Below are 26,094 nucleotides of genomic sequence, written 5' to 3'. Positions count from 1 at the left end.
ACGTCACGAGTATGAGAGTACCCAGCGTTACGGCCCTTGGCCACACGACCCCGGCCTCCGACACGCCGAATCATGGCGCGATCACCCCCGGTGGAGACTCATCGGCCACACCAGCCCCGTTACCCACGCGCGTCATCCGCCGGGCGCGGCCGGCGACCCCGGGGCCCAGGCCTTCGCGGGTGTCTCCGATGTGGCTGCGGCGCGGCGGCAACCTCCCGGCAGCCGACAGGGCGGAGAGGGTCGCCCTGGACCTGGGTCTTCGGGAAGCGCTCCTGCGGGTGCTGGTGCTGCTTGCTTCCCACGCCGAGAAGGAGAAGGACGCCGAGGGCAACATCGTCGGCGACTTCGGCACCTGGGACAGCATTTGTCCCTCGATCGACTACATGGCGACGTGGACCCGCCTGTCGCGTAGCGCCGTCGACCGCGCGCTGCGCGAGCTGCGCGACGACTGGCTCCTGCTGGCCTACGACGGCCTGGCTCCGGAGCGGAACCGGCCGAAGGAGACCCTGCCGCCGAAGCGCTACCGCCTGACCGGCACCCCGCAGCATCCGCTGCCCGAGGCCGTCGAGCGCCAGCGCGCCCTCGCCAGGGGCGAGATCTGGTTCGGTGAACCCCTCCAGCCCGACACGGAACCGGCGTCAGGACCCGTGGATAAGCCTGTGGATAACTCCGCATCCCTTATTTCTGAAACCCGAATTGACGTGGCCTCTGACCTGCGAACTGACGTAGAACCCAAAATCTCTACCGGGTTCCCCCCACTCACCCCAGGTACGAAGCCTCCGGTTTTCGAGAAAGATGGAGCAATCGCTCGCCCCGACGCCGTAGGCGGCGGTTCCGTACCAGGCCGAGCAAAGTCGGAGCGGCAAGCCGCACTGACCAAGAGGGCTGCCCCGACCGCGCCGAAGGGCCGTCCCACCAACCCCAGAGGCCCCAAGAAGGCCCCTGAGCGCCACGCACAGCCCCGAACGCTGGTCGAGTGGGCCGTGATGGAGCTGACCGAGCGGATGACCCCCTGGCAGCGCGATGACACCCTCGCCATGGCCAGGGCCGTTCTGACGGGCGAGGCAATCACCGAGGAGCAGCTGGTCCACCGCCTGCGCGCGAACCTGCGCATGATCGGCGGCGGGAACCGGTCCACGTCGCCCTACGGCTTCGCCAGGAAAACCCTGTTCAGGAAGCCGTTCGGCTGCGACGACCCGTACTGCGAGGACGGCAAGGTGTTCACCGCCGACCCCGCCCAGCCCCCCACGGACTGCCCGCGCTGCGCCGAGCGGCGCATGGACCGGGCCGCCAAACGCCGCCAGGACCAGGCCCAGCAGGCCCAGCCCCCCACCTGGCGGGAACCCGGCCCCGGGGCCGCAGGGCCGGCCCGCGGCCCCCGGCACCCCAGCGACCGGGAACAGCCCTGGTGCGGGGCCTGCGACCAGCGAACCCGCCTCATCGAGATCGGGTTCTGGGACCGCGAACCCGCCCCGTGCCCGGACTGCGCGCCGATCCCGGCCTGGATGGTCCCGAGCCAGAAGACCGGACCCGGAAACCTAACGGATCCGTTAGGAACCTGAGACCCGAATCCCCAGGTCAAGTAACGGAAAACGCCGAAAGGCAGTACACTGACGAGCATGGAGACCCGCAGCCGGAAAGCGCCGCACGGCGACGTGATCCTGTGCCTGGCCGTCCCGGCCGGGACGGAGACGGTCTCGTGGTGACCGCGGTGACGAAGCTGAAGCCGGCGGCCCGCCGGAGAATGGCCCGCGCTGTCACCCGCCTGATGCCCTGGGACATTCAGGACCGCGAGTACTACCCGCCGCAGGCTGCGGTCATTGATCTCGCGGTCCGAATCGCCCTGGCCGTTCTCGACGAGGGCCGGGACGTCGAGGACATCACCGCCGACGAGAACGCCGAACTGGTCCAGGCCCTGGTGCCCATCGTCCAAGTCGCCCGCGGCCTCGCCGAGTACGCGCTGGCGCAGGGCCCAGACCACTGCTCCCCGGAGGAGCTGGCGTCGGCGCGGGCCTGCCTGGACGGACGGTGCGAGGCCGAGCTGCTGGACGAGACCCGCTGGGCCATTGCCCGGGGCGCCCAGATGTTCGCCGGCGCCAACGCCCCGACCACCGCCCTCCAGGCCAGGAAACTCGTTGATGACCTGGTCGAACGCCGAGACCGGTCCGTCCAGAGGCGCGAGAAGTGCGCCGTCGACGCGACGGCGGCGCACGAAACGAAACCAGGAGAAGGGCGCGTACAAACGCGCGTTTGTGCGCACTAGGCGAGGCGACCACCCCACCCCCAAGCCCCTGACCAGGCCGGATACCCTCCGGCCTGGTCTTTTTCGTGCTCCGGACGATGATCGCGGCTCGAACGCTCACAAACGCGCGTCTGCGCTCACTTACGTTTCGTTTCGTCAAATAGACTAAACGAAACAAAACGTTTGACGAAAACGAAACGAAAGGCTAGACTGTCAGGAATCGGGCATCCCGCCCGTTGGCCGAGCGTGTAGAGGGAGAATCCTGCGATGACTACCGATCCGAACCCCGCCGCGCTCGTGCCGCCGCCGTCCGGCCCGGCGGCCCCGTCCCTGGCTGTGGCCGCGGTGGCGTCCCGGGACGCCGTGGTGACGCCGTGGGGCGAGACGAAGACGCGGGACCAGTGCAAGTTCCCGTGGTGCAAGAACCCGGCGGAGGTCGGGACCTCCGGCGGCCGGCCGCTGGGCTACTGCGTGCTGACGAAGAAGGACGGCTCCCGGGCGCACACCCGGGGCACCGCCTACACCGAGCGGGAGCGGCTCAAGGCCGAGGCCGCCGGCGGCGCGGCCGTCCCGGCGGTGGCCGAGGCCGACGAGACGCGCCCGTACGAGACGGCGCAGCTACGCGGGGCGGTGCTGCTGGCGGCGGTCCAGGAGACCATCGAGACCGGGCGCGCGGCCATCGCGGCGCTGGTGACGCAGTTCGAGTCGCAGTCCGAGGCGCTGGTCCGGCAGCTGGAGGTGATCGGCGACCCGGAGGCCGCCGGCGTCGACCTGGAGGCCGAGCGCAGCGCGGCGGCCGGCGAGGTCGCGGCGGCCAAGGGCGACCTGGCCCGGGAGACCAAGGCCCGGATCGCCGCCGAGCTGGCCGCCGAACAGGCCCGGGACCTCGCAGAGGAGGCCGAGGGCGCGATCAGGGAGTTCCGCGAGGAGGAGAAGGGCCGGCTGGCCGCGGCCGACACCGCCGTCGCCGCCGCGCGCAGCGCCCAGGCCGACGCCGAGACCGCGACGGCGGACGCGCAGCAGGCCGCCGCCACGGCCAAGGCGGACGCCGAGCGGCTGGTCGCCGAGGCGGCCGAGCGCGAGCGGCAGGTCCGTTCCCAGGCCGCGGCCGACGTCGCCCAGGCGCAGGACCAGGCGTCGGCGGACATCCAGCAGGCCGCCGAGGCCCAGCGGCAGGAGCTGGAGACGATGCGGACGCGCTGCGACACGGCCGTTCACGAGGCCCTGGAGCGCGAGCGCCTGGCCGTCGAAGCCGCCCAGGCCGACGCCGAGACCGCCCGGATCCAGGCCGCCAAGACGGTCCAGGACGCCGCCGAGGCCGCAGCCCGGGACGCCGCCGCGCTGCGCGAAGCCCTGGAGCAGGACAGGAAGGAGACCCGGGACGCCGCCGACCGCGAGGTCAAGCAGGCCCTGGCCGCCGTCGAGACGGCGCGCGCCGCGCAGGCGAAGGCCGAGCTGGACGCCGGCCGCGCCGAAGAACGCGCCGCCGCCACCGGCAAGGCGGCCGAAGCCGCGGCGAGCGCCCACCGCGCGGAGCTCCAGCGGCTGGAGGACGCCTGCAACCAGCAGAACGCCGCGATCGGCAAGACTGCCGAGGCCAACGAGGCACGGGCGCTGCGGGCGGAGAAGGAAGCCGACGCGCTGCGCTCCGAGCTCACCGCGCTGCGTGCCGCCGCATCTCCCGCGAAGAGCCCGAAGGCCTAGGCGCCGGCGATGTCCGAGGACGACGCGATAGCCCTCACCCACCGTTTTCAGGTCATCTCCGATACCTACGACGACGCGGTCATGGCCGCCGGAACTCTGGCCCTGACCCCGGTGACCGACCTGGAGCGCACGGCCCGGATCCTGCGCCGCGCCCTGGAGCAGATCACCGGGAGCTTCACCCTGACCGCCACCATCACGCCCCTGTTCGCCAACGCCGAGGACGCGCCAGCGGCGATGTCGCAAAGCACTGACGACATCTTCGCCGCGCTGGACCGCGGCGAGCGGCCGGCCCCCAGAACGGACACCGGCCCGCCCGAGAAGAACAGGGCAGGGGCGTGAGCGCCATGACGACGAGGACCGTCATCGACGCGGGCGACGGCGGGTACTGCCCGCCGTTCGCCACCGCCAAGGCCTGGCGCCGGTTCCGCCGCAAGGTGGTCGAGACCGCTGGCTGCTCGATCTGGATCGGGGCGATCGGCGACGACGGGTACCCGCGGTTCCACGACCCGGCCTACGGCGACGAGGACGCCGGGGCCGACCGGCGCTCGGACATCGTGCGGGCATCCCGCTGGCGCTGGTGGGCCGAGTACGGGCCGATCCCGGCCGGGCGCAAGGTGCTGCACGACTGCGACGTCCAGCTGTGCGTGCGCCTGGACCACCTGCTCGCCGGCACCCAGTCGCAGAACCTGCTGATGGCCGCGCACCGGGACCGCACCGCCCGCGTCGCGGCCTGGGGCACCGCCCGCCGCGACGCCGGCGACCGGCGTAGCAAGTACGAGCAGTCCCTCGCCATCCGCGACGCCGTGGTCGACGCGGTGGCCGCCGGCCAGCGCGACCGCCACGCCCTGGCCCGGATCGTCGCCGCGGTCCTGGACGCAGGCAGCCCCCTGGCCGGGCAGGACGCGCTGTTCGACCTCTGACCCGGCCCCGGCAGCTACCGGCCGCCGGCGATGCCCAGGCCGGGCGTCGCCTTCTTCACCTGCCCGGTCACCGCACCGAGCCTGCCGACCGCCCGGCGCAGCGCCCTGGCGTCGTCCTGGCTCGGCGTACCCGTCGGCAGCTGGGCGACCATCGTCTCCAGGTCGGCTACCACGGCCTCGATCCGCCGCGCCATCTCGCCGTAGCTCCTGGCCGCCCCCGCCCCGGCCGGCTTCCCGGCGGCCGGCGGGTTCTTCTTCGGCTTCGCCGGGCTTCCGCCCCTGGCCGGCCTGGCGGCCGGCACCGTTTCGGCCCCGGACGCGCCCGGGGGCGCCGCAGCCGGGGCGGCTACCGTCGTCGTCCCGGCCGGGGCGAGGAACGCGGCGGCGGGAACCGCGGGATTCGTGAAGGAGGGCATGGCCCAATCCTCGCCACTGCCGGGCAGGCCGGGCAAACACCCCCGGCTACGGGCGCGGCGGCGCCAGGTCCCCGAGAGCCGCCCGGACCTCGCCGTCGTTCTCCCCGGTCAGCCAGCCGGCCGCGTACAGCTCCGCGACGAACGCCGCCAGGCGCCCCGCGAGCTCCCGATCCTCCCGGACCTCTGCGAGCAGGGCCGTCAGCACCCTGGCCACCCCGGCCGGGTCGACCAGCGGCTCCCAGGACCCGCGCCGGGTTCGGTACTCGCCCCGGACACCGGCCCGGCACGCGCGCAGCTGCTCCGCCAGCCACGCTCCGGTGCCGACCCACGGATCACACTCCGTCGACGCGGCCTTCCCGGCGCCTGCCTTCTCGACCTTGACCGTCGCCATCGGCACTCACCACTTCCTTCTCCGGGGGCTCAAGCGCTGGTCGCTTCCCCAGTAGACCACCGCTCGCGCGGCCACCGCGCCGACCACGCCAAGACGCCCGGTTTCGACGAGTCCTGACGAAGTGTCCCGATCATCACAGCCGCATGCTAGGCTGCTCACAGACGGCCGTTTGTGAGCAGATGCGGCCCAGGATCTCAACGATCTTCGAGGGGATGGACGCATGACGGACATGGTGAGCATGAGCGCCGACGCCGCCGGCACCGTGGCGGCCCGGCTGCGGGCGGTGAACGGCGAGCTGGCGGACCTGTACCTGGAGCGCTCGGACGTGGTGCGGGCGCTGACGGTCGGGGTGCTGGCCGGCCAGCACTCGCTGCTGCTGGGCCCGCCCGGCACCGCGAAATCCGAACTGGCCCGGGAGCTGACCTCGCGGATCGACGGGGCGCGGTTCTGGGAGATCCTGCTGTCGCGGTTCTCCGACCCCAAGTCGATCTTCGGTCCGATCGACGTCGCGGCGCTGACGGCCGGGCGCTACGTGCAGCTGCTCGACGGCCGCGCGACCACGGCCGATGTCGGATTCGTGGACGAGATCTTCAAGTGCGGCCCCGCGGCCTTGAACTCGATGCTGGCGTTCATGAACGAGAGGGTCTACCACCCGGAGAACGGCGACGCCCCGGTGCGCTGCCCGCTGCTGTCGCTGGTGTGCGCCTCGAACGAGCTGGCTTCCGGCGACGAGCTGTCGGCGATCTTCGACCGGCTCCTGATCCGGCTGGAGGTCGGCTACCTGCGGGATCCGCAGAACTTCAGGGCCCTGCTGCGCTCGTCGGTGGCCCCGGCCGTCCCGCCGACCCGGACCACGCTGGACCTGGCCGACCTGCGCGCCGCGGTGAAGACCGGCGTTCCGGCCGTGAAGATTCCCGACGCGGTGATCGAGGCGGTGGCGGACCTGCGCGCCGGGTTGCGCGCCCAGGAGCTGACCGCCTCGGACCGCCGGTGGAAGCAGTGCATGCGGCTGGTCCAGGCCAGCGCGTTCCTGGATGGCCGGCCCGAGGCGGGCCCGGACGATGTCCTGGTCCTGGCGCACGCGCTGTGGGAGACGGTGGAGACCCGGGTCGCGGTCGAGCGGGTGGTGCTGGAGCTGGTCCACCCCGCGTCCGGGGAGGCCCTGACCCTCGGCGACGCGGTGGCCGAGCTCGGTCATGAGCTGGACGCCAAGGCGGGTCAGAGCATCGAGAAGCTCTCGGACTGGGTGATCAAGAAGGCGAATCCGGAGCTGCGCAAGGCCGCCAAGCGCCTGGCCGAGCTGCTGCGCGAGGCCGAGGTCGCCGGGCGGCCCACCGCCGTGCTGCGCGAGGCCGCCGCCCGGTGTGCCGAGCTCCAGGAGCGCATCCGGAACGAAGTCCTGTGACCGGCGCGGACAGCGGGAGGAGGAGATCGCGATGGGGAGACTGAGCGACCTGGCCGGGCGCGCCAAGCGGTTCCTGGGGATCGGCGGCGGCACCGGGCCAGCCGGGGCGGCGGCTGTCGCCGAGGCTCCGGGGCCGTCGGCGATGGCCGCCGACCGGTTCGACGTGATGGCCTGGAACGAGGTCAGCGCGCAGTCCCGGCGGCTGCGCACCCTGGCCGATGAGCTGGCCCAGGAGTTCGACTACTCGGCCGACCTGCTGCGCGACGTGTTCCTGTCGGCCTACCAGATCGAGCCCAGGCTGCGGGACCGGGAGCAGGTGCTGCCCAGTCGCTGGCCCAACCACCAGATCATCTCCGCGATGCTGAGCTCCCCGGAGACCGAGGAGCTGCGCCGGGACACCGCCGGCGACCCCTACGCCTCGGCCCTGGCGGTGCTGTCGTTGTCGGCGGCGCTGCGCGAGGCCCTGCAGAAGGCGAAAGACGCCGAGCAGAAAGCCGAGGAGGCCGAGGCCCGGCGCGAGCAGGCCGAGCAGGCCGCGGACGCCGTCGGCGTGGCCCTGGCCGCGGCGGCCGGGCAGGCCGACGCCGACGGCGAGGTCCCGGCCGAGGCCGAAAGCCTGGTCATGGCCGCCATCGGCGAAGCCGAGGCCGCCGGTCAGGCCGCCGGGCAGGCCGAGGCCGAAGCCCGGGAGGCGTGCGACGACGCCGCAGCCCCGCTGCGCCAGGCGGTGCGCCGCGGCCTGTCCCAGGCCATCGCGGACGTCGAGGAGGAGGCCCAGATCATGGCGGCCTGGGGCGTCGGGCCGGGCGATCTGGAGCGGATGGACTACGCCGCGCGCGCCGAGCTGGCCGAGCGGCTGGCCGGCGACCGGCTGTCGAGGTTCACCGAGATGATCGGCCGGTTCCGGAACCTGGCGGCCGGCGAGCGGGCCCGGCGCATGGAGAACGTGCGCGGCGAGATCGTCGGCATCACCCTCGGCGACGACCTGTCGGCCCTGATCCCCTCGGAGCTGGCCGCGCTGGCGATCCCGGCGCTGCGCGCGGACTTCGCCGCCCGCTACGCCGAGGGCCGGCTGATGGTCTACGACACCCGGGGCGAGGACGACGCCGGGATGGGCGCGGTCATCGCCCTGATCGACTGCTCCACCTCCATGAACAGGGCCGGGCCCGGCGGCGTCACCCGCGAGGTCTGGGCCAAGGCACTGGCGTTGGCGCTGCTGCAGCAGGCCCGCGCCGGGGACAGGGACTTCGTCGGGATCCTGTTCTCCTGGGCCCGGAACCAGCGGGTCTACCGGTTCCCGGCGGGCCGCCCGATCCGCGTGGAGGACCTGCTCGATTTCGTCGAGACCTTCGACGGCGGCGGGACCGACTTCGCCGCCCCGCTGACGCTCGCCACCGGGATCCTGGCCGAGTCCTACGCCGCGGACGGCACCCAGCGCGGCGATATCGTCCTGGTCACCGACGGGGAGTGCGACGTGACCGAGGACTGGATGCGCGCCTGGAACCAGGACCGGGAGCGCCTGGGGTTCCGGCTGTTCGGCGTCGCGGTTGACACCGGCGTCGGCCGGGTCCTGGACGCCCTGTCCGACAACGCCCGCGCCGTCACCGACCTGGCCGACGTCGGCCAGATGGCCGACCTGTTCCGCATCATCTAAGGAGGCACCATGTCCGAGGCCTACATCCGCGACCACTACGGGGTCCCGGCCCGGGTCGGGGTGCGCGTCACCGTCGACGGCGCCCCCGGCGTGATCACCGGCTTCGACCAGGCGTCGCTGCTGGTCCATCTGGACGGCGACGCGCACCCCGTGAAGGCGCACCCCACCTGGCGCGTGGAGTATCACCCCGCCGTGCCTGCGGTCCAGACCTGCGGCGGCGGGCGGTGAGCGCCCCGGCCGCCGCGCCGCAGGCCGGCCTGGAGGCCTACCTGGCCCAGATGGACGCCGCCGGCGCCCCGGTGCTCGGGTTCGTCGTGTTCTACACGGTCTGCGACGCCCCGGTGACCCGCGACGACCTGGTGAACTGGTTCCGGGAGCTCGGCCTGAGCGAGGACTACCTGCCCAACGAGCTGCGGCCGATCGACGCCGCCGAGCGCGCCACCGGCAGCACGGTGCGCCTGGCCTACCTGCTGGACGGGGCCGAACCCGAGCGGCTGCCCAACGGCCGGCGCAAGCGCAAGTCCCGCGCGGCCCTGGACCGGGAGGCCACCCTCATGGTCCGCCCGGTGTCCCGCACCAAGACGCAGGTCGTGCGGCACGTAGTCCGCGAGGTCCGCGACGAGGCGCAGGTCGCGCTGTCCTACGACCCGCGCATGGCCGACGCGGTGTTCACCAAGGACAACTCCGAGAACTCCGGCTTCGGCGCCGGCAGCTTCGGCATCGTCCCCAACCACCCGGCCATCAACGCGCTGCCGCCGGTGGAGCAGGAGAAGGTGAGGCAGTTCCTGGACGACATCCAGGAGGCCTACCGCACGAACCTGGCGTTCGTGCCCGGGGACCGGCTGCGGGACGTGGTGCGCGCCTTCATCGAGGACGTCATGGCCGGCACCCGGCTGCGCGCCTCGGGCGGGGTGTACTTCGTGGCCCGCGAGCACCACGCGGTCCTGGAGGCGCTGCGCGAGCTCATCGGCCGCTTCAACGAGCGCGCCGTGCTGCGCACGCCGGAGGAGAAGAAGCTCTCCAGCCTGCGGCGGATCCCGCTGCCGGACCAGGGCGAGATGCGCGACATGGTGGAGGAGGAGTTCACCAACCGGGCCCGGGAGGAGCTGGACCGGCTGGCCGTCGAGCTGGCGGTCCTGCGCCGGGCCCCGGAGCCGGACCCCGAACTGGTCGCCGCCCTGCACAAGCGATACCTGGGCCTGAAGGCCACCACCGACAAGCACAGCACCTTGCTGTCCACGAGCCTGGAGGACACGCAGGCCTCGCTGGAGACCGTCAAGGACCAGTTCGCCAGGCTGATGGCCGGCTCCGACGACGACTGAGCGCCCGTCGACGGCAGGGGCGTTCTGGCGTAGAAGTTGGTGGAAGTCCTCTTCCGGGTCCGAGGGGTCGGCTGCAAGCTCGTAGGAAGACGCCTTGCGGCCGACCTTCGGAGGACACCATGTCATTCACGTTCCTGGCGATCGACCCGGACACCGGGAACACCGGATCGCCGACGCTGTGGATCGACGAGCAGACAGGAGACCTGATCATCCAGGCATACCGGGCCGACGGCGCGACGCTGGACGAATGCCGCCGCGTCGGGTCCGTCGCCGGCCACTCCGTCGACGTCCCCGAGGGGGAGACGATCGTGCGGCTGCCCGCCCGCATGATCCCCCTGCTGCCCCGCAGCTGAGAGCGAGAGCGCCACCATGACGACAAGCCTGGACTTTGCGACGGTGCTGGCCAGCGCGCGGCACTCCGCGGTGCACCTGGAGATGCGGGACAGCTACCTTCGCGACGGGCTCGACGATCCCCAGTTCATCGACTGGCGCGACAACGGCGTGACCGAGTCCGACGACAAGGACTCCGCCGACTGGCGGGCGCTGGTCCGCCAGACGGTGGCCCGGGGCGTGGTCATGCGCCGGGCCCGCATCGTGTCCGAGCCGGTCACCGACTACATCCGCTTCGAACACGCCATCACCGCGGGGCACAACATCGCGGCCGGGGAGCTGGTCCGCTGGCTGCCCCGCCAGGACTCCATCGGCATCGCTGTCCCCACCTGCGATTTCTGGCTTCTCGACGACCACACGGTGATCCTGAACCACTTCACCGGCGACGGGTCCTGGGCCCCCGCCGGTGGGATGGACGTCCGCACCGATCCGGCGCTGGCCAAGCTGTGCGGGGAGGCGTTCGAGGCCGTATGGGCCAGAGGCGTCGACCACCCGTCGTTCGCACTGGTCTGACGTTGGCCGTCTCCGTCAGCGCCCAGCGCAGCCGCCAGCTCCTGGCCCGCCGGCTCGTCGAGATCCGCGACGACGCCCGGCTGAACTCCCGGGGCCTGGCGGCCCGCCTGGGCTGGTACGAGTCCAAGGTCTCCCGCATCGTCAACGCCGTGACGCTGCCGTCGGCCGCCGACATCGAGGCCTGGTGCACGGTGTGCGACGCGGCCGAGGAGATCCCCGCCCTTCTGGCCGCGCTGCGCAACGTGGAAGCGATGTTCACCGAGTGGCGCCGCCTGATGCGCGGCGGCCTGGCCCGCGTCCAGGCCGGCCTGCTCCCCCTGTACGAGGCCCACACCCGCTTCCGCGCCTACTCCAGCTCGACCATCCCCGGCATGCTCCAGACCGCCGGCTACGCCGAAGCGGTCCTGCGGACCTTCCAGCAGCGCGAAGGACTGCGCGACGACGTTGCCGCCGCCGTCGCCGCCCGCTTGAGCCGCCAGGAGCTCCTGCGCGACGCGGGCCGCCAGTTCGCCTTCGTCATCGAGGAGCACGCCCTGCGGACCGCCGTCGCCGACGCCGAGACCATGAGCGTCCAGCTCGGCCACCTGCTGACGGCCGTCGGCATGCCGAACGTCTCGGTCGGGATCGCGCCCATGACCACCGGCCGCGCCCACTGGCCGATGGAGGACTTCTGGCTGCTCGGGGACTCCGTGGTCAAGGTCGAGATGACCTCCGGGGAGCTGTCGGTGACCGAGCCCGCAGAGGTCCAGGCCTACGCCGCCATGTTCGCCAGGCTCGCCGACCAGGCCGTGAACGGCGCCGCCGCCCGCCGCCTGATCGCCGCGGCCCTGGAGTCGCTCGACTGAGGGGACGCGCCGGAAAATCGGCGTGGAAACCGGTGGAAGTCCATGGATTCCCGGCCGCCGCCGCGATCACAGTGCAATCATGACCAAGACGTCGCAGACCCCTGCGCGCCGCCGCGACCGGCCGACCCGCAACCAGGCCCGGCCGTGACAGCGGCCCCGAGGACCGATCCGGCGCCGGCGGCCGAGGCGCTGGACCAGTACGAGGCCGGGGACGGCTCGGACAACGCCGCCTGCCGGGTGTGCAGGGACTGGGGGACCGTCATCCACAAGGCGTCCGGGACCGAGGTACCGTGCCCGGCGCCCGAGTGCCAGACCGCGGCCCGACTGCGCGCCCGCGCCGCCGAGGCCGCGATCTCCGGCGGCGACCGCCGCCAGGTGGAAGGGGAATGAGAATGCCCGCTTCGGCCGGCGACCGCATCGACATCGGCAACGGCAAGGTGGGGATCATCGTGGAGGTCCGCGCCGAGAACGTGTTCGTCGTGTCCTGGGCCGGCGGCGGCCGGTCGACGGTCGCCCCGGACCACCGCGCGCACATCGAGTCGGGCTACTTCGCACGGCTCGTCGAGGACGCCCAGGCCGCGGCCCGCGCCGCCCGCTCGCAAGCGGCGTCCCGGGGATGGGACACCCGCCGGCGTACCGCCGCGTCCGCGTCGTGAGCCGGTCCCATCCCCGGTTGCCGGGGGCGTAGAGCGACGCCGCGAGGTCGCCGCCTCGCACGGGTGCGCTAATTCTGCTGTAGCGATGTGCATCAGATCTGACGCGTTCTAGTCTGTTCGCTATGACGACGAAAACCACGCACAAGCGGATCACGGTGTCGTTCCCGGCCGACCTGGCCGACCGGATAGAGCGCAGCGCCGGCGGGAACGTCACCGCCTACCTCAACCGGGCCGCAGCCGCCCAGGTCCGCCGCGACGAGATTGCCGCCGCCGTGACGACGCTGGCGGCGTACGACGTCCTAATGCCCGAGGGCATCGGCGACGCCGCGTGAGGCGGGCCGAGGTCTGGGACCTCGCGGGCGAGGGCCCCCGGGTCCTGGTGGTGTCCATCACCGAGACCGCCGGGTTCGGCGCCGCGGTGGTCCTGGTGCTCCACCCGGCCGGGCAGTACCCGGACACGGTGCTGTCCGTCGAGCTCAAGCACCCGGCCCCGGCGTCTGTGTTCGCGCTCAACCTGGCCCAGATGCGCGCGGCCCGCTTCGACCCGGCCGCCGGCGCCCGGCGCCTGGGCTCCGTCGACGAGGCCGACATGGCCCGCGTCGAGGAGGCGCTGCGCGCGGCTCTCGGCCTGTAGCCGGGCGCTCCGGGCGGCGCGCCGTTGCCGACGGCCATCCGGAAGCAGCACAACGGCCCCGCACGCAGCGGCACAGCGCTACGTACGGGGCCGGGAACGGCTCTACTCCGCGACGGGCAGGGCCCGGTTCAGGAACTCATCCAGGGTCTTCTCGTCGAGCTTGCCGTCCAGGGATAGCGCGGTGCTGATGGTGTTGACGGTGACGTGGCGGGGGACGCCGAACCGGTCCTGCGCTTCGCCGATGACGTCGGCGATGACGTTCTGCCCGGACGCGGGGTTGTGGCGGATCAGCCAGTCCAGCATCTTGGCGATCCGGAAGTTGATCCCGTGGAACTCCCAGCTCGCCACTTCCGGGCCGGTCTTGCCCGTGTCGCGGTCGAGCTGCTGGCTGGAGGCGATCTCGTCGAGGATCGCGTGCTTGATGGTGAACGCCAGCTCCTCCATCGGCACGATGTTCGCCAGGTTGCCGGCGACCGACCATCCCAGGTCCTGGGCTACCTGCCGGACGCGCTCCTCGGTCCGCCAGCGCAGCGCCCAGCGTTGGCGGAAGTCGCCTCGGCTCCAGAGCCTGCCGAACATGATGTTGGTGTAGCGGGTCCAGAGCTCGGAGACCCCCGTCGCCACGGGCACCCCCGCGTGGTCGACCGCGACGGCGTCCTGGACCGACTCCCAGGAGCGCTTGCGCTGCTCGACCCAGTCCATCGCCACCGGCCGGGACCAGGCGTTGCGCCCGCTGACGGTGGCCTGCGGTTCGGGCACGCCTGCTTCCCCGCGGGCGGTGTAGGCCCGGAACGTGGACGGCTCGATGTCGGCTATCTGCGCCATCTCGGCGGCGCTGATGAGCTGGTCCCCGCTGAGCTCCGGGGCCGCCAGCCGGACCACGCACTCATCGAGCGGCTTGCCGCCGTTGCGTCGTTGCGCCCACAGCGCCAGGTCGTTGAGCCACTGTCGCGGTGCCGGCGCGTCCAGGTCGAACTCCGCGACGGTGAGGATCCGGGCGCGCGAGGCGTCGGCGGCCGAGTCCAGGAGGTCGGCGGCCGTGACGGTGGTCGCGCCCGGCACGGCGCGGGCCACGATCCGCTCGGCCGCGCTGTCGAAGATCTGCGCCGGGCGGTACCAGAAGGCCCCGTCCCACCAGTAGCCGCCGGCGCGGAACGCCAGGGCGGTGGGCATGTCCCACACGAACGTCTGGTGCTGGAGGGAGGCGTCGTCGTCCCTGACCAGCATCACCGAGCGGCCGTGGCCGGGGTGGAAGCGCACGTACCACGCGAGGTCGGTGCGCTCGGCATCGGTGGTGAAGGCCGCCCAGCCTTCGCTGCGGGGGACGTTGTCCTGGCGGCCCCAGGTGGAGCCGCCCTCCTTGCGGCCGACCGCCTCGATGGCGCGCGGGTCGGTCGGCAGGTGCGAGTCGTCGACGAAGGGCAGGTCGGGGATCGGATGATCGGTTCCCAGGCCGTTGGCTACCGGCCGGAACGTGTAGAACGACACAAGCTTCTCCTCGGTGTAGCTGTAGATGGCTACAGCATCAGAACTCTTATGCTACAGCGTGGTACCGGCCAAACATGCAGCAATCAGTCCTCTGGCGCGGCCCTCTTTGACCTCTGACCCGTGATAACGCCTGATATCATGGGTCAGAACCTTGATCCACAGGGGGTGGGAGGAGTACCGGATGGACACCGCCGGCGGGGCCTCGGCAGGCCTTGAACCGTCACAGCCCGGCCGCGCCGCAGCCGCCGCGGCCCCGGTCTTCGACGCGGCCACCGAGGCGATGCTCGAGGAGCTGGACGCCGCGAGCGACGAGCACGCCTCGGCGCTGCGCCCGGCCAACACCGTGCGCGGCTACGCCGACGACTGGCGCGTCTGGACGGCGTACACCGCCGCCAAGACGCTCCCGGTCACCGCCGCCCGGCGCGGCACGCTGCGCGGGTTCGTCCACTGGCTCTGGACCGAGCAGGCCGCCGCCCCCGCCACGGTCAACCGGCGCCTGGCCGGAGTCGTGGTCACCCTGCGCCGACAGCACCGCGTCCTGGTCGACCCCGACGACGTCGCCGCCGCCCGGGAGCTGCTGAAGGACTACATCCGCGAAGCCGCCGCCGCCAAGGCCCCGCCCCGCGGCCGCGGGCAGGCCCCGGTGCTCACCCTGGCCGACCTGCGCGCCATCAGCGCCGCCTGCCCCGACACCCTGGCAGGGACCCGCGACCGCGCCCTGGCCCTGCTCGACTTCGCCGTCGCCGGCCGCCGCGCCGAGGTCGCCGGGCTCCTGGTGCTCGACGTCGCCGACGACCCCAACGGCCTGGTCGTCGACATCCGCGCCAGCAAGACCAGCCCCCGCACCGTCGCCGTCCCCTACGGCTCCAACCCCGCCACCTGCCCCGTCCGCGCCTGGCGGGCCTGGCGGGACGCCGCCGGCCTGGCCGCCGACCCCGAGGGCCCGGCGTTCCGCCGCATCGACCGCCACGGCCGCCTCCTGGCCGCCGGGCTGTCCCCGGCCGCGGTCGGCGACGTCCTGACCCGCGCCGCCGACCGCGCCGACGTCAAGGCCGTCACCGGGCACTCCGCCCGCGCCGGGCTGGCCACCGAGGCCCGCCGCGCCGGGAAGGACCGCAAGGCCATCGCCGCGATCACCGGCCACCGGGAGAACTCCGCCTCCCTCAACGGCTACCTGCGCCGCTCCGACCGCTGGGACGAGGCGGAGAACGCCCTGATCGGCATCGGCCTGTAGGCCGGTAGCGCTGGGTCCTGGACGTCACCAGCACCATCGGCAATCCAAGCCTCGGCTAGCGGTCGTTGCCCTTGCCGCGCTTCTCCGCGTCCTGCCGCCGCAGCTCCTGCATCCTGGCGCGGGCGGCGGCGAGGCTGGTCCGGGACGCATCGATATCCGCCGGGCCGGCCCCGCGCCGGCCGCGGATATCCCTGGCGAAGGCCGTCAGCGGGCTGCGGTCGTAGTTGAAGATTCCGTCGAGCCACTCCAAGGCCACCTCAAGAGCGGTGAACTCGCCCGGCAGCAACGGCAGGTTGATCGGGCTCCCCGGCGGGTCTGCGTCGATCGCCGTCGCCAGGCGCCGGTCGAAGTGCCTGTTCCGCACATTCGCGAACAACTCCGAGTACGGGCCCCAGTTGCCGCCGTACGGCTTCAGCCGCCCCAGCAGCTCCGGCTCCAGCCGCCCGGGGCTGCGGTAGAAGGGACGCTCCAGACTGCCGGCGGACCCCGGGCTGACCCGCAGGGTCGTTGCGAAGATCGCTACCCGTTCGGGATCGGGGACCAACCCCTGCCCCAGCCACCGACGCTCCTGATTCTCGCTGTCCTGCTCTCGCTGGAAGAACCAGCCCGACGCCTCGTTCCAGCCCAGCGTGCATTCCCGGGCCCCGAGCCCGCTGTTGAAGTCGTAGGGGAAGTACAGCCAGGCCTCGCTCTCCTGGCGCTTGCCCTGGGACAACTCCGGCGGCCCAAGGATGACGTCGACGACTGGAAGCCCCTCAGCCAACGCCTGTTCGGCAACGGCCACGGTGTAGCCGCCGACGAAGCGATCGAAGTCCTTGATTTCTTCGCTGCTCGGCTCGGCAGCGGCATCCGGAGTGACCATCGCATCAGAATACTGAGTCCACGACCTCGCCCGTTCGCCGTGAGCGACCGGCCCATTGCGCCTGGTTCGCTGCTGCTCCGGCTGCCAGTGGCGGTGAGGTCAACAGCCCTGCCGGACCCGCCGCTTCGCAGAGCCTTGACGCGCCCCCACCGCGACCGTATGTTTCTGAATACGGAAAGACGTATTCAAATGAATACGTCGAGTTGGGAGGATCATGATGGCTCACTCACAAGACGAGGCCGAAACCGGCACCGATGTGGTGATCTCGCTGACCAGCCGGGAGCGGCAGGTGCTGGGCGCGGACGCGCACATCGTGGCCGGCTACGCCGAGACGCTGCTGAAGCAGCTCGCGGCGCTGCGCCTCGGCGGCGTCCCGGAGTCCTGGCGACTGCTGGTCCCGGGCGCGCCGGGTACCTGGGAGGCCGCGATCGGCGAGGACGCCACCGCAGACCTGCTGTGGCAGGAGCGGGCGCTGTCCGACCTGTCCGCACTGGACACGATGCTGGGCGGCGCGCTGGACGCGACGCTGCGGCGCCACGCCGACCAGGGCGGCACCTACGGCGCGGCAGGCCTGGCCATGGGCGTGGTCAAGGCCACCGCGCAGAGCCGCCGGCTGCGGCTGCACAAGCGGCCCCTGCCGGAGGAGCTGTGGGCCGCTGGCGCCCATGGCGAGACCGACCACCCCGGCATGGCCGTCCCGGACACGCTGCGCTCCTGGTCCCGGCCGTGGGCCGGATACCTGCCGGTGGACATCACCCCGCCCGCGCTGACCCCCGGCATCGGCCTGGAGCTCAGCGTCATCGAGGGCTGGGCCGAAGACGCCGCCACCCCGTACGACATCACGCCCGAGGCGTGGCGGCAGCGGGCGCGGCAGGCGCTGGTGCCGTTCGACCTGGACGACCGGGGCTGGCCGCTGAATCCGGCCGGCCGGACCGGCCGGACCGGCCGGAACCTGAACCGGTGGGGCGAGAACACCGCCGCCGACGCCGCCATGGTCTGCGGCGACTGGATCCTGCTGATCCAGCGCGACGACGTCCTGCAGTGGGCCATCGTGGGCGGCATGACCGAGGACGGCGAGACTCCCGAGCAGACGATGGTCCGCGAGGTCGGCGAAGAGGCCCACGTCGACCTGTCCGGCCGCACCCCGACGATCGTCCGGCGCGGCTACGTCCCGGACTGGCGCAACACCGACCACGCCTGGGTGTGCAGCAGCCTCGGCGTGTTCGAGCTCGACGAGCGCGTCGAGGCGGTCGCCGGCGACGACGCCGCCGCCGCGCGCTGGTTTCGGTTCGACAGCATCGAGCAGCTGGCCGCCGACACCGAGCCCCACGGCGGGCTGTACCCGGCGCACATCCCGCTGCTGGAGACGGTCCTGCGGCACCGCAAGACCCACAGCTAAGCCACAGACGAACAGCCAGCGACACACCAACTAGAAGGGACCACGACCATGGCCAAGGAAACCCCCGCCGACCGGATCGCCCGCATCCTGGCCGCGTCCGAGGACGAGCTGGACGCCGAATTCGAGGCCGCCCAGCGCAAGAGCGGCACGGTCAACATCTCCACCGGCGGCACCGTCGGGATCCAGGCGCCGGGCAACGTCAACGGCGCGAACGTCGTCATCGTCAACGGCCGCCGGGTCGGGTAACGCGCAACACCAACCGGCAGCTCGACAACCGCGACGGCTCCACCCGCAGCAATCGGGTGGAGCCGTCGCCATTGTCCGGCTCGCCCGAGCACCGGCAAAAAGAATCTTGGTCCGGCGCGTCACAACGGGCCGTTTCGGCCGGCCTTCCCTTAATGCAGGCAGTTTTTTTCGACGCGCGGGAGGGCCGACCGAACATGTATGCCAGTGGAACCCTTAGCGAAGCCTTACGTGAACCCTTAACAGGCCAGCTCAGGACGCCGAGATTCGCCACCGACGCCGTATCGCAGCCGAGTTGCCGGGCATCGTTGAACCCCGAACGGCCCGGGTTGCCGTGTGACCCGTTGAGGGTTCAGACCAGGGTTCAGACGCGGGTACAACCAGCCCTCGGTTGCCGAGCGGTTCTTTCCGCAGGTCAGTACGGCTATGGCAACCGGCCGCCGAAGCCCGACAACCTTCTGACCCTCCGACTGCCCTGGTGCTGGGATGTGGCGCACTGGGCAGGCTCCGGGTCAGAAGGCGTCCACCACCCTGATCGCGGTGCGCGATGAGCAAGCCGCGGACCGCCGGTCCGCTGACCGCCGCCGACGCCGCCGCGCTGGCGTGCGTCTACACCCACCGCATCACCACCACCGGCCAGCTGCTCGCCTGGCTCGGCCTCCCCGCCGGCGACAACCGCTACCAGTACCGGGTCCTGGAGTCCCTGCGCGCCCGGAAGCTGGTGGCCAACCTCCGCCGCCCCCGCCAGACACAGCTGATGTGGTACGCCACCGCGGCCGGGGCGACGGCCGCCGAGGACGCGCACCTGGTCGTGCCCCGCCGCTGGCGCCTGACCGAGGCGAAGGCGGACTCCATCGACCCGAGCCACACCCTGGCCGTGAACGACGCCGGCTCTGCCCTGCGGGCGATCGCCCTGACCGCCGGGCACGAGTGCAGCCCGCTGGACTGGAACCACGAGATCCGCCTGCTGTCGGGCAAGGACGGGACGATCGGCGGCCGGTCGGTGCTCATCGCCGACGCCGTGGTCCGGATGACGGTGAACTCCCCGGATGGGCGGTACGACCGGACGCTGTTCCTGGAGATGGACCGGGCGACCATGAGCCTGGCGCAGCTCGTGGACAAGCTGGGCGCCTACCGCAAGTACTTCGAGCAGGGCACCCGTCACTGGCGGCCGATCTTCGGGCAGTTCCCCGAGATCCTGATCGTCCTGGAGGGCCTCACCGAGCCGGGCCTCCGGCAGCGCCGCGACGACCTGATCCGCAACGCCTGGCACCGCCGACTGCTGCGGACCGACAGCTCGACGCTGCCCTGGCTCCCGGCCGGGGTGGCGACGCTCCGCGAGTTGAACGCCGGCGTCATGCCGACGCCGATCCCCTCACCGCTGGTGTCACGCCAGTGGTGAACACGGAGGACCCGAGCGGCCTCCGGCGGGCCTTCGCTCCGAGGGGAGACCAGACCCTCTCCGGTCGGCCCTCGCCGCTTCGGTCGCCGCCACGGGGCCAGCCCGGCGCGGCGGCGGTCAAGCCCGGCCGCAACCCCGGCGGCCGGGCCGGGCCGCTTCGCGGTTGACCCCGCAGCCCCGGCCCGGCTGATCCCGTCGCGCCGAAGCGACGAGGACCGACCGCACCACCACGGCCAACCGCCACGAGGCGGGCCAGCGGCGATTCCCGCGGGCTTCCCGGCGGCCGTCAGGTCGACGGCCTCCGGGGCCCGGGTCGCTTGGGGGCGGCCCGCAGCTCGGCGGCGGCGATCCGCCGGGTGAGGACGCGGGCCTCTGGGGAGAGGTCGGCGGCGGCCTGCGACTGCGCCGGCCAGATGGCCGGGTCGTCGTGCTTGCCGGTGGTGCAGGTGGGCCGGGTGCCCTCCATCCATCCCGGGAGGCGCTGGAGGAAGCCCGGAAGCCACCGGTCGTGCCAGGCCTGCGCGTCGGCGATCCTCGCCCCGGGGGCGTCGAACGCGAGGTAGCGCGACCACCACAGCGTGGTCAGCTCCTCCAGGATCGAGCCGTGGGCCGGCCAGCACGGAGGGATCAGCTGCCCCGGCGCCCAGGCGTAGCGCAGGTTGTAGTCCTCCACGAACGCGGCCAGCAGATCCATCAGCGCGGCGGCCTCATCGCCCGGCAGCTCGGTCCAGGACCACGGCGGGGCCGCCTGCTCGTCGCCCAGGCGCGCGAACAGCGCCGCGGTCGCGTTCTCCGCACGGCTGCCGGACGGCGTCCAGGCGTCGGGGTCGCCGTCGGCGAACAGCTGGTCCTCACTCATGATCACCGGGCTTCCCGGGGACGCGGAGCAGGAAACCGGGCGGGCCGGGCAAGGCCCGGAGGAGCCGCCTTCCGGCGGACGCGCACGGCCACATCTCCGTGGCCGGGCGCGTGACCATTTATCGGAGGAGCGTCCGGATCCACATATAAAGTCTGGTCGTCCAAGGGTGTTAGCATCTAGCCGCTGACCAGGGGAAACGGGCCGTTTCCGGCGGCCGTTGCCCCATCCGTTCTTAATCGGCGGGGGCAACGGCCCAGCGAACGGCGCAGGGAGCGGACCCCCTGGCGGCCATGCCCGTTCTCAGTCGTTCTGCTGCTTTCTCAACGGATCTGTACGAGCCCTGGCCGAACCGACGCGGCCGAAAACCTGCAACCTGCGTGTAACTCTCGGCGCTGAACTGCGGTTTCGCCGGACTTCGGCTACGTCGAACAGTGCTCAGGGCTCTGCGACAACCGCGTGTCCAATTGGTGGTCCAATCAGTGATCCAGTCACCCGGTCCAATCAGTGGTCCTGCTGTGAAAAGATCACCCTGCTTCGGCTCCGTCCCAGGTCGCGGCCGGAATAGGCACGGCTGAGACGACCAGACTGATCGGTAGAAGTGCATGTCATCCCGATCTCTCGCGGCGGCGGCCGGCGCGAAAACCCCTCGGTCCTGCGCGTGCGTCCCGTCGACGCCGACCGTACCGGCTGCCCGGCGTGGCCATCCGTCCCTACGTGACCCACTGCCCGTCCGGGTACCGCTCGCCGTCGGCGATCTGGTCGCCAATCAGGTCGGCCTGCACATCCGCGACCATCTGGTCGTACTCGGGGTCGCCGGCCCCGGCGGCGTGCTCCTGGCGCGCGGCGTCGGCCTGCTCCTGCTGTGGATCGCTCACGCGGTCCAGCCTGCCATTGGCATCTCCGTGTCGCGGGTACTGACACGACCTGCCGCCGTCGCGGCGTCGCCCCGCCGGACGGCCCCACGCGGCCCTGTCGCCGCCGCCGGCGTCCCGGTTCGGCACCCGGGCCCGGTACGGATCACTGCGCCCGCGTCGGTGCCGACAGGGCCCGCCAGGAGCGCCGGGGCCCGCGGCGCGCCGTTCCGGACAGATCCGTCCAACCCCCGGCGGCACCGGCGTACCGGGTACTACCGTGACGCAGATGACGCAGACTCCCGATCGGGACCGGCCGATCTACGACGCGGCCCATCGGATGATCGCCGCCGTCAGAGCCGGGGACGCCGACGCCGTCGCCACCATCGCCGAGACCCCGGACCCAGCGGTCGGCACCCGGCAGGAGTGGCAGACCCACGTCATCCTCGCGCTCGCCGGGATGGTCGCCGACCAGCTGCGCCCCCGCGTCCCGGCCGGCACCACCGCCGCCCAGATCGAGCAGGTGCTGCTCGTCCCCGGCGACGGGCGGCAGGCCCGCACGGAGCTCGCCGAGGATGGGAAGCAGATCACCCCGGAGCAGGCCGACGAACTCACCCCGGTCCTGGCCAGGGCCCGGCGGACCGTGGCCGAGGCCATCGCCACCACGCTGCCCGCCCAGCCGCAACAGGCCGCTGGCTTCGCCCTGGTGAAGTCGCTGATGGAGATGGCCGGCCGCGACCCCGACGGCGTCACCGCGGTGACGGTCCTGCTGGTTCGTATCGCCGCCGACCTCGTCCCCACGTCCTGACCGATCTCTCACCGCGCCGCGCCGTCGACAGCGCGCTCCTGGCGGACGTTGAGCACCCCGGCTGGCCCCGCGTCGACGTCTTCGCCACGGCGGCGAGCGCGCGACCGGACATCAATGTGACGGACAGCAGGATGCGGCCGGCCATCGTCACCGGGCCGCCCCATGAGGCGAACCCGTGCCCGTCGACCGGTCAGGTCTGCGGTTCGGGCCGGTCGGCGAGGGCCTGGTAGCAGTCGCGGCACAGCACGATCGTCCCGTGGTCGTGCTCCGGGAGCTCTGGGTAGATCTTGTCCTTGGAGACTACGTGGGCGAACAGCCCCGGCTCCGCCGCCCGGGTGCAGAACCCGCGCGGCCCGCGGCCCCTGTGGAAGCCGGAGCAGGCGCACCGGCAGCCGCCCGGGGCGCGCTGCTCCCACTCCATGTATCGGGTCAGCAGGACGGACAGGACCGGCAGTTCTATGTCAGGCGATGGCACCGCAGCATCCTCGCAGACCAGAGCCCCGACACTGCTCCGGGCCCCGGACGACCCACTCCCCGACTACTCCCCGCACCGTAGGCATAACACCAGGTCATAGGCACGCCGTAGGCACGCATATTCCTGGACAGCGCCGAGTCATCGACGTACCCTGAAAATCACAAGATCACAAGTCAAGATCACCAATAGAGCACCAAGGTATGCCCATACGGGGGAAGATCGCGAAGAGCGGTACAGCGCCGACGGTGGCGGCCGATGGACATCGGTCGAGCGGCGAGGGGAGGTGACGGGGCATGGGGTGGGTGACGGCGATCAGGGCGAGCGCGCAGGTGGACTACCGCCTGTCGCACTCGGCCGGCTGCGGGGTGGGACACGAGCACGACGCCGAGGCGCGGACAACCGGTGTTGTCGAGGCCGATCCGGCCGAGCACGCGGTCGAGTACCGCCTGGACTCCAGCCTCCCGCTGCGCTGGATCGGCTCGGGTCTGCCCGCGGTCGGACTCACGCCGGGTGCCGACTTCGCGGCCGGGGACGAGGCGAAGGCCCGGATGCTGATGGCCGGTCTGGACCCGCGCACCGGCGAGATTCTGGTGAAGCCGAAGTTGGTCACCGACCCGCGCGGGACGCTGCCGGCCGTCGTGCTCCTGGCGGCGGTCGACGCCGCCGCGGCGGCGCGTTCGGTCGAGGTCGCCGAGCTCCTGGCCGACCACAAATGGGCGGCGGCCCGCCACGGCCGGGCCCAGCGCGGCGTTGCGCGCGAGGGCGACTCCCACCGGATCCCGTACACCGACGCCCGCCGTCTGGCCGGGGCGGCCGGGGTCGACCTGACGGACATCTACGACCCGGAGCGGCTGGCCGAGGCAGGCCGGTACGCGAACGCGAAACTGCGCGTCGGGTTGATGGGCAACGACGTCGTGTTCGACCTGACCAAGAGCGCGAGCGAGGCCTGGGCCCTCGCGCCGGCGGACCTCGCGCAGGAGCTCCTGGACCTCCACCTGGCATCGGTCACCGAGGCAATCGGCGCCTACGAGGGCTGGGCCAGCTACACGATGCGCGGCGAGCACGGCGACGGGAAGAGCGCCGAGCGCGCGCCCTCCGGCGGGTTCCTGGGGTGGACGATGGGCCACCAGGTCGCCCGCCCGGTCGGCGCCGACGCCCCCGATCCCCACGTCCACATCCACGTCACCCTCGCGCACATGGTGCAGACGACTGCCGACGGGAAGTGGAGGACGCCGGGGGCCGGCGGCCGGGACCTGATGCGCCACGCCCACGCCGTCGACGCTCTCGCCAAGGCCATGTTCCGGCAGAGGCTCACCGAGAAGTACGGCGTGGAATGGGTCCGCGACAAGGCCACCGGGGCATGGGAGCTGGCCGGGATCCCGGCCGAACTGGTCCGGGCGATGTCCAAGCGCCACGACCAGATCGAGAAGGAGAAGGAGAGGCTCGGCCTCGTCGAGGCGACTCTCGGCCAGGACAAGACCGTCTCGGCGTCGACCCGGGAGGCGAAGGCCAGCGGCGTCGGCGGCGAGCTGCGTGCCGAATGGCGCCGCCAGGCCGAGGCCGTCAAGGTGGGCGGCGTCCGGCTGGACGTCGACGCGATGATCGCCGCAGCCTTCCCGGACTGGCCGGCCACCGGCCTGTTCGCCCACCGGGCACCGCGCCCGCCGATGCCGGTCGAGGAGCTGGCGGCCAAGGTGTTCCACACGGAGACCGGCGTCACCGCGCACCACAAAGCCTTCCGCCGCGCCGAGCTGCTGGCCGCCATCGCCGAGGAGCTGCCCGGCATCGGGTCGGCGGCGGAGCTGGAGGACTACGCCGACCAGCTGCTGGCCGACGGCCGGTTCGCGCAGCCGATGCCGGAGCTCGGCGCGTCGCACATGTCCAACCACCAGCGGTACACCACCCCGGACATCTACGACGCCGAGCTGACCATCCTCTACAGCGCCCGCGACCGCCTGCACGAGGGCGCCGCGGTCGTGCCGGCCCTCGCCGCCGAAGGCGCCGTCGGCATCTTTGCCGCGACCCACGGCTACCCGCTGTCCGAGCAGCAGCGGGCCGCCGTGATGCGGTTCCTGCGCGACGGGCACGGCGTCGACGCGCTCGTCGGCGTCGCCGGCGCGGGCAAGACCACGCTGCTGACGGCGGCCTACGACGCCTGGAAGGCCGCCGATTACGTGGTCGTCGGCTGCTCCACCGCCGCCACCGCGGCGGCCAACCTGCAGGCCGGATCCGGCATCCCGTCGACGACCCTGGCGTCCTGGCTGGGGCGGATTCGGGAGGGCGAGGGCCTGGCCGGCGTGGACGTCCTGGTGGTCGACGAGGCCGGGATGGTCGACGACCGGCAGCTGGCCGTCGTCATGCGCGAGGCCGTCGAGACCGGCACGAAGGTGGTTCTGGTCGGCGACGGCAAGCAGCTGCGCTCCCCCGGCGTCGGCGGCAGCTTCGACCCGGTCCACAAGGTGGTCGGGGGCCTGGCCCTGACCGAGAACCGGCGCCAGGTCGACGAGGCCGAGCGGGCCGCGCTGGCCGTGTGGCGCGACGGCGACCGCAAGGCCGCGCTGGCCGCGTGGTGCGACGCCGGCCGGGTCCACGCCGTGGCCGGGGCCCCGGAGGCGTTCGCCGCGATGCTCGCCGCCTGGGACATCCGGCGCGAGGACTACGCCAGTGCCCACGAGCAGATTGACGGGCTGCTGATGCTGGCCGCCACCAACGCCGACGTCGCCACCCTCAATCACGGGGCGAGAGCGATCCGGATCGCGGGCGGCGAGATCGGCGAGGGCCGGTCGTTCGCGCTGGCCGGCGGAGGGGAGCTGGAGGTCAGCGTCGGGGACCTGATCCTGACGCGCGTCAACGACTACCGCAGCGCCAAGACCAAGGGCCGGGACGACGACGTCCTGAACGGCTACCGGGGCGTGGTCACCTCCGTGTCCGAGCGCGGGATCAGCGTCGCCCTGGCCGAGGGCGCGGACCCGGTGTTCCTGAGCGCGAACTACGTCTGCCGGGGCGGGGTGCAGCTCGGCTACGCCATGACCGCAGCCAAGTCGCAGGGCCTGACCTCTCGGGAGGCGCTGGTCTACGGCGCCGGCCTGGACGACCACACTCTGTACCCCGCGATGAGCAGGGACCGGGAGAGGGTGGATCTGTACCTGCCGCACCAACTCCTCGAGGACGAGGAGACCCGGATCCGTCTGGGCGAGCCTGCCAGCGATGTCGAAGCGCTGGACCGGGCGGTCGCCGCCATGGTCAAGAACCTGGAGCGATCCGCCCACGACATCATGGTCAGTATCGAACTCGGCCACGAGCTCCCGCTCCCGGCCACCCAGGAGCAGACCACCCCGGTCGCCGACGTCGCCGAGCTGTCGTCCGCCGTCGACCCGGCGG

Annotated in this window: 29 protein-coding genes; 22 read left to right on the top strand and 7 right to left on the bottom strand. The window is 72.4% G+C overall.

Annotated elements, in window-relative coordinates; all coding sequences use genetic code 11:
- Window positions 1-188 precede the first annotated feature (188 nt).
- The 5 genes from ABD481_RS42430 (at window position 189) to ABD481_RS42410 (ending at window position 4,866) form a co-directional block, all read left to right on the top strand.
- Window positions 189-1,562 (top strand): hypothetical protein, encoded by a 1,374-nt coding sequence (locus ABD481_RS42430; RefSeq protein WP_344671585.1) that lies wholly within the window; start codon window positions 189-191, stop codon window positions 1,560-1,562.
- A gap of 149 nt (window positions 1,563-1,711) precedes the next feature.
- Window positions 1,712-2,263, top strand: a complete 552-nt coding sequence (locus tag ABD481_RS42425; RefSeq protein WP_344671584.1) for a hypothetical protein — start codon at window positions 1,712-1,714, stop codon at window positions 2,261-2,263.
- A 246-nt stretch (window positions 2,264-2,509) separates the two neighbouring features.
- Window positions 2,510-3,946: a coiled-coil domain-containing protein gene (locus ABD481_RS42420; RefSeq protein ID WP_344671583.1), complete on the top strand. Its 1,437-nt coding sequence runs from the start codon at window positions 2,510-2,512 to the stop codon at window positions 3,944-3,946.
- A 9-nt stretch (window positions 3,947-3,955) separates the two neighbouring features.
- The gene (locus ABD481_RS42415) at window positions 3,956-4,285 is read left to right on the top strand and encodes a hypothetical protein (protein ID WP_344671582.1); all 330 of its coding nucleotides are present in this window, start codon (window positions 3,956-3,958) and stop codon (window positions 4,283-4,285) included.
- A 5-nt stretch (window positions 4,286-4,290) separates the two neighbouring features.
- Window positions 4,291-4,866 (top strand): HNH endonuclease signature motif containing protein, encoded by a 576-nt coding sequence (locus ABD481_RS42410; protein ID WP_344671581.1) that lies wholly within the window; start codon window positions 4,291-4,293, stop codon window positions 4,864-4,866.
- Between the two features lie 14 nt (window positions 4,867-4,880).
- Here the strand turns inward: ABD481_RS42410 and ABD481_RS42405 are convergent, their stop codons facing one another.
- A complete protein-coding gene (locus tag ABD481_RS42405; protein ID WP_344671580.1) occupies window positions 4,881-5,282 on the bottom strand; it encodes a hypothetical protein in 402 nt (133 codons plus the stop codon).
- Window positions 5,283-5,328: 46 nt separating this feature from the next.
- Window positions 5,329-5,679, bottom strand: coding sequence for a hypothetical protein (locus tag ABD481_RS42400; protein ID WP_344671579.1), 351 nt, complete (start codon window positions 5,677-5,679; stop codon window positions 5,329-5,331).
- Between the two features lie 214 nt (window positions 5,680-5,893).
- Here ABD481_RS42400 and ABD481_RS42395 point away from each other — a divergent pair, with 214 nt between their 5' ends.
- The 11 genes from ABD481_RS42395 to ABD481_RS42345 all read left to right on the top strand — a co-directional run bounded on the left by ABD481_RS42395 (window position 5,894) and on the right by ABD481_RS42345 (window position 13,092).
- Window positions 5,894-7,078, top strand: a complete 1,185-nt coding sequence (locus tag ABD481_RS42395) for an AAA family ATPase (RefSeq protein ID WP_344671578.1) — start codon at window positions 5,894-5,896, stop codon at window positions 7,076-7,078.
- Window positions 7,079-7,109: 31 nt separating this feature from the next.
- Window positions 7,110-8,732 (top strand): VWA domain-containing protein, encoded by a 1,623-nt coding sequence (locus tag ABD481_RS42390; protein WP_344671577.1) that lies wholly within the window; start codon window positions 7,110-7,112, stop codon window positions 8,730-8,732.
- A 9-nt stretch (window positions 8,733-8,741) separates the two neighbouring features.
- A complete protein-coding gene (locus ABD481_RS42385) occupies window positions 8,742-8,960 on the top strand; it encodes a hypothetical protein (protein WP_344671576.1) in 219 nt (72 codons plus the stop codon).
- Window positions 8,957-10,054 carry a DUF6744 family protein gene (locus ABD481_RS42380; protein ID WP_344671575.1) on the top strand — a complete coding sequence of 366 codons (1,098 nt, stop codon included), beginning with the start codon at window positions 8,957-8,959 and terminating at the stop codon, window positions 10,052-10,054. Before ABD481_RS42385 ends, ABD481_RS42380 begins: the two co-directional genes overlap by 4 nt.
- 119 nt (window positions 10,055-10,173) lie before the next feature.
- On the top strand, window positions 10,174-10,407 hold the full coding sequence (locus ABD481_RS42375) for a hypothetical protein (protein WP_344671574.1): 234 nt from the start codon (window positions 10,174-10,176) through the stop codon (window positions 10,405-10,407).
- 16 nt (window positions 10,408-10,423) lie between these two features.
- Window positions 10,424-10,957, top strand: a complete 534-nt coding sequence (locus tag ABD481_RS42370; RefSeq protein ID WP_344671573.1) for a DUF6879 family protein — start codon at window positions 10,424-10,426, stop codon at window positions 10,955-10,957.
- A 2-nt stretch (window positions 10,958-10,959) separates the two neighbouring features.
- Complete coding sequence (locus ABD481_RS42365; protein ID WP_344671572.1) at window positions 10,960-11,802, top strand: helix-turn-helix domain-containing protein; 843 nt, start codon at window positions 10,960-10,962, stop codon at window positions 11,800-11,802.
- 144 nt (window positions 11,803-11,946) lie between these two features.
- The gene (locus tag ABD481_RS42360) at window positions 11,947-12,192 is read left to right on the top strand and encodes a hypothetical protein (protein WP_344671571.1); all 246 of its coding nucleotides are present in this window, start codon (window positions 11,947-11,949) and stop codon (window positions 12,190-12,192) included.
- A gap of 2 nt (window positions 12,193-12,194) precedes the next feature.
- Entirely contained in the window at window positions 12,195-12,458 is a 264-nt protein-coding gene (locus ABD481_RS42355) for a hypothetical protein (protein WP_344671570.1), read from the top strand.
- Between the two features lie 122 nt (window positions 12,459-12,580).
- Entirely contained in the window at window positions 12,581-12,790 is a 210-nt protein-coding gene (locus ABD481_RS42350; protein ID WP_344671569.1) for a hypothetical protein, read from the top strand.
- The gene (locus tag ABD481_RS42345) at window positions 12,787-13,092 is read left to right on the top strand and encodes a hypothetical protein (RefSeq protein WP_344671568.1); all 306 of its coding nucleotides are present in this window, start codon (window positions 12,787-12,789) and stop codon (window positions 13,090-13,092) included. The genes ABD481_RS42350 and ABD481_RS42345 overlap by 4 nt, the downstream gene beginning before the upstream one ends.
- Window positions 13,093-13,194: 102 nt before the next feature.
- On the opposite strand, the gene ABD481_RS42340 is transcribed toward ABD481_RS42345, so the two are convergent.
- Complete coding sequence (locus tag ABD481_RS42340; RefSeq protein WP_344671567.1) at window positions 13,195-14,580, bottom strand: hypothetical protein; 1,386 nt, start codon at window positions 14,578-14,580, stop codon at window positions 13,195-13,197.
- A gap of 181 nt (window positions 14,581-14,761) precedes the next feature.
- On the opposite strand from ABD481_RS42340, the gene ABD481_RS42335 reads away from it, so the two are divergent.
- Window positions 14,762-15,814: a tyrosine-type recombinase/integrase gene (locus tag ABD481_RS42335; RefSeq protein ID WP_344671566.1), complete on the top strand. Its 1,053-nt coding sequence runs from the start codon at window positions 14,762-14,764 to the stop codon at window positions 15,812-15,814.
- A gap of 55 nt (window positions 15,815-15,869) precedes the next feature.
- On the opposite strand, the gene ABD481_RS42330 is transcribed toward ABD481_RS42335, so the two are convergent.
- A complete protein-coding gene (locus ABD481_RS42330; RefSeq protein WP_344671565.1) occupies window positions 15,870-16,676 on the bottom strand; it encodes a DUF6292 family protein in 807 nt (268 codons plus the stop codon).
- A gap of 217 nt (window positions 16,677-16,893) precedes the next feature.
- Between ABD481_RS42330 and ABD481_RS42325 the strand changes: the two genes are divergently transcribed.
- From ABD481_RS42325 to ABD481_RS42315, 3 genes are all read left to right on the top strand, one after another.
- Window positions 16,894-18,075 carry an NUDIX domain-containing protein gene (locus ABD481_RS42325; RefSeq protein ID WP_344671564.1) on the top strand — a complete coding sequence of 394 codons (1,182 nt, stop codon included), beginning with the start codon at window positions 16,894-16,896 and terminating at the stop codon, window positions 18,073-18,075.
- Window positions 18,076-18,123: 48 nt separating this feature from the next.
- Window positions 18,124-18,321, top strand: coding sequence for a hypothetical protein (locus tag ABD481_RS42320; RefSeq protein ID WP_344671563.1), 198 nt, complete (start codon window positions 18,124-18,126; stop codon window positions 18,319-18,321).
- A 544-nt stretch (window positions 18,322-18,865) separates the two neighbouring features.
- Window positions 18,866-19,720, top strand: a complete 855-nt coding sequence (locus ABD481_RS42315) for a replication-relaxation family protein (protein WP_344671562.1) — start codon at window positions 18,866-18,868, stop codon at window positions 19,718-19,720.
- A 286-nt stretch (window positions 19,721-20,006) separates the two neighbouring features.
- Here the strand turns inward: ABD481_RS42315 and ABD481_RS42310 are convergent, their stop codons facing one another.
- Window positions 20,007-20,579 (bottom strand): hypothetical protein, encoded by a 573-nt coding sequence (locus ABD481_RS42310; protein ID WP_344671561.1) that lies wholly within the window; start codon window positions 20,577-20,579, stop codon window positions 20,007-20,009.
- Between the two features lie 710 nt (window positions 20,580-21,289).
- Window positions 21,290-21,454: a hypothetical protein gene (locus ABD481_RS42305; protein ID WP_344671560.1), complete on the bottom strand. Its 165-nt coding sequence runs from the start codon at window positions 21,452-21,454 to the stop codon at window positions 21,290-21,292.
- 265 nt (window positions 21,455-21,719) lie between these two features.
- Here ABD481_RS42305 and ABD481_RS42300 point away from each other — a divergent pair, with 265 nt between their 5' ends.
- Window positions 21,720-22,238, top strand: a complete 519-nt coding sequence (locus tag ABD481_RS42300) for a hypothetical protein (RefSeq protein ID WP_344671559.1) — start codon at window positions 21,720-21,722, stop codon at window positions 22,236-22,238.
- A gap of 190 nt (window positions 22,239-22,428) precedes the next feature.
- Here the strand turns inward: ABD481_RS42300 and ABD481_RS42295 are convergent, their stop codons facing one another.
- Window positions 22,429-22,713: a DUF6372 family protein gene (locus tag ABD481_RS42295; RefSeq protein ID WP_344671558.1), complete on the bottom strand. Its 285-nt coding sequence runs from the start codon at window positions 22,711-22,713 to the stop codon at window positions 22,429-22,431.
- 293 nt (window positions 22,714-23,006) lie between these two features.
- Here ABD481_RS42295 and mobF point away from each other — a divergent pair.
- A partial coding sequence (gene mobF / locus ABD481_RS42290) for a MobF family relaxase (RefSeq protein ID WP_344671557.1) occupies window positions 23,007-26,094 on the top strand: 3,088 nt, incomplete at its 3' end.

Source organism: Catenulispora yoronensis, from assembly GCF_039531695.1.
GTDB classification, from domain to species: domain Bacteria; phylum Actinomycetota; class Actinomycetes; order Streptomycetales; family Catenulisporaceae; genus Catenulispora; species Catenulispora yoronensis.
This window is presented reverse-complemented; position numbering and strand designations above follow the sequence as displayed.

Bases quoted from the DNA above. Each gene is read 5' to 3' on its own strand.
- ABD481_RS42430 (WP_344671585.1), top strand. From the start codon at position 189: ATGTGGCTGCGGCGCGGCGGCAACCTCCCGGCAGCCGACAGGGCGGAG.
- ABD481_RS42420 (WP_344671583.1), top strand. From the start codon at position 2,510: ATGACTACCGATCCGAACCCCGCCGCGCTCGTGCCGCCGCCGTCCGGC.
- ABD481_RS42415 (WP_344671582.1), top strand. From the start codon at position 3,956: ATGTCCGAGGACGACGCGATAGCCCTCACCCACCGTTTTCAGGTCATC.
- ABD481_RS42410 (WP_344671581.1), top strand. From the start codon at position 4,291: ATGACGACGAGGACCGTCATCGACGCGGGCGACGGCGGGTACTGCCCG.
- ABD481_RS42405 (WP_344671580.1), bottom strand. From the start codon at position 5,282: ATGCCCTCCTTCACGAATCCCGCGGTTCCCGCCGCCGCGTTCCTCGCC.
- ABD481_RS42395 (WP_344671578.1), top strand. From the start codon at position 5,894: ATGACGGACATGGTGAGCATGAGCGCCGACGCCGCCGGCACCGTGGCG.
- ABD481_RS42390 (WP_344671577.1), top strand. From the start codon at position 7,110: ATGGGGAGACTGAGCGACCTGGCCGGGCGCGCCAAGCGGTTCCTGGGG.
- ABD481_RS42385 (WP_344671576.1), top strand. From the start codon at position 8,742: ATGTCCGAGGCCTACATCCGCGACCACTACGGGGTCCCGGCCCGGGTC.
- ABD481_RS42375 (WP_344671574.1), top strand. From the start codon at position 10,174: ATGTCATTCACGTTCCTGGCGATCGACCCGGACACCGGGAACACCGGA.
- ABD481_RS42370 (WP_344671573.1), top strand. From the start codon at position 10,424: ATGACGACAAGCCTGGACTTTGCGACGGTGCTGGCCAGCGCGCGGCAC.
- ABD481_RS42355 (WP_344671570.1), top strand. From the start codon at position 12,195: ATGCCCGCTTCGGCCGGCGACCGCATCGACATCGGCAACGGCAAGGTG.
- ABD481_RS42350 (WP_344671569.1), top strand. From the start codon at position 12,581: ATGACGACGAAAACCACGCACAAGCGGATCACGGTGTCGTTCCCGGCC.
- ABD481_RS42335 (WP_344671566.1), top strand. From the start codon at position 14,762: ATGGACACCGCCGGCGGGGCCTCGGCAGGCCTTGAACCGTCACAGCCC.
- ABD481_RS42330 (WP_344671565.1), bottom strand. From the start codon at position 16,676: ATGGTCACTCCGGATGCCGCTGCCGAGCCGAGCAGCGAAGAAATCAAG.
- ABD481_RS42325 (WP_344671564.1), top strand. From the start codon at position 16,894: ATGGCTCACTCACAAGACGAGGCCGAAACCGGCACCGATGTGGTGATC.
- ABD481_RS42320 (WP_344671563.1), top strand. From the start codon at position 18,124: ATGGCCAAGGAAACCCCCGCCGACCGGATCGCCCGCATCCTGGCCGCG.
- ABD481_RS42315 (WP_344671562.1), top strand. From the start codon at position 18,866: ATGAGCAAGCCGCGGACCGCCGGTCCGCTGACCGCCGCCGACGCCGCC.
- ABD481_RS42310 (WP_344671561.1), bottom strand. From the start codon at position 20,579: ATGAGTGAGGACCAGCTGTTCGCCGACGGCGACCCCGACGCCTGGACG.
- ABD481_RS42300 (WP_344671559.1), top strand. From the start codon at position 21,720: ATGACGCAGACTCCCGATCGGGACCGGCCGATCTACGACGCGGCCCAT.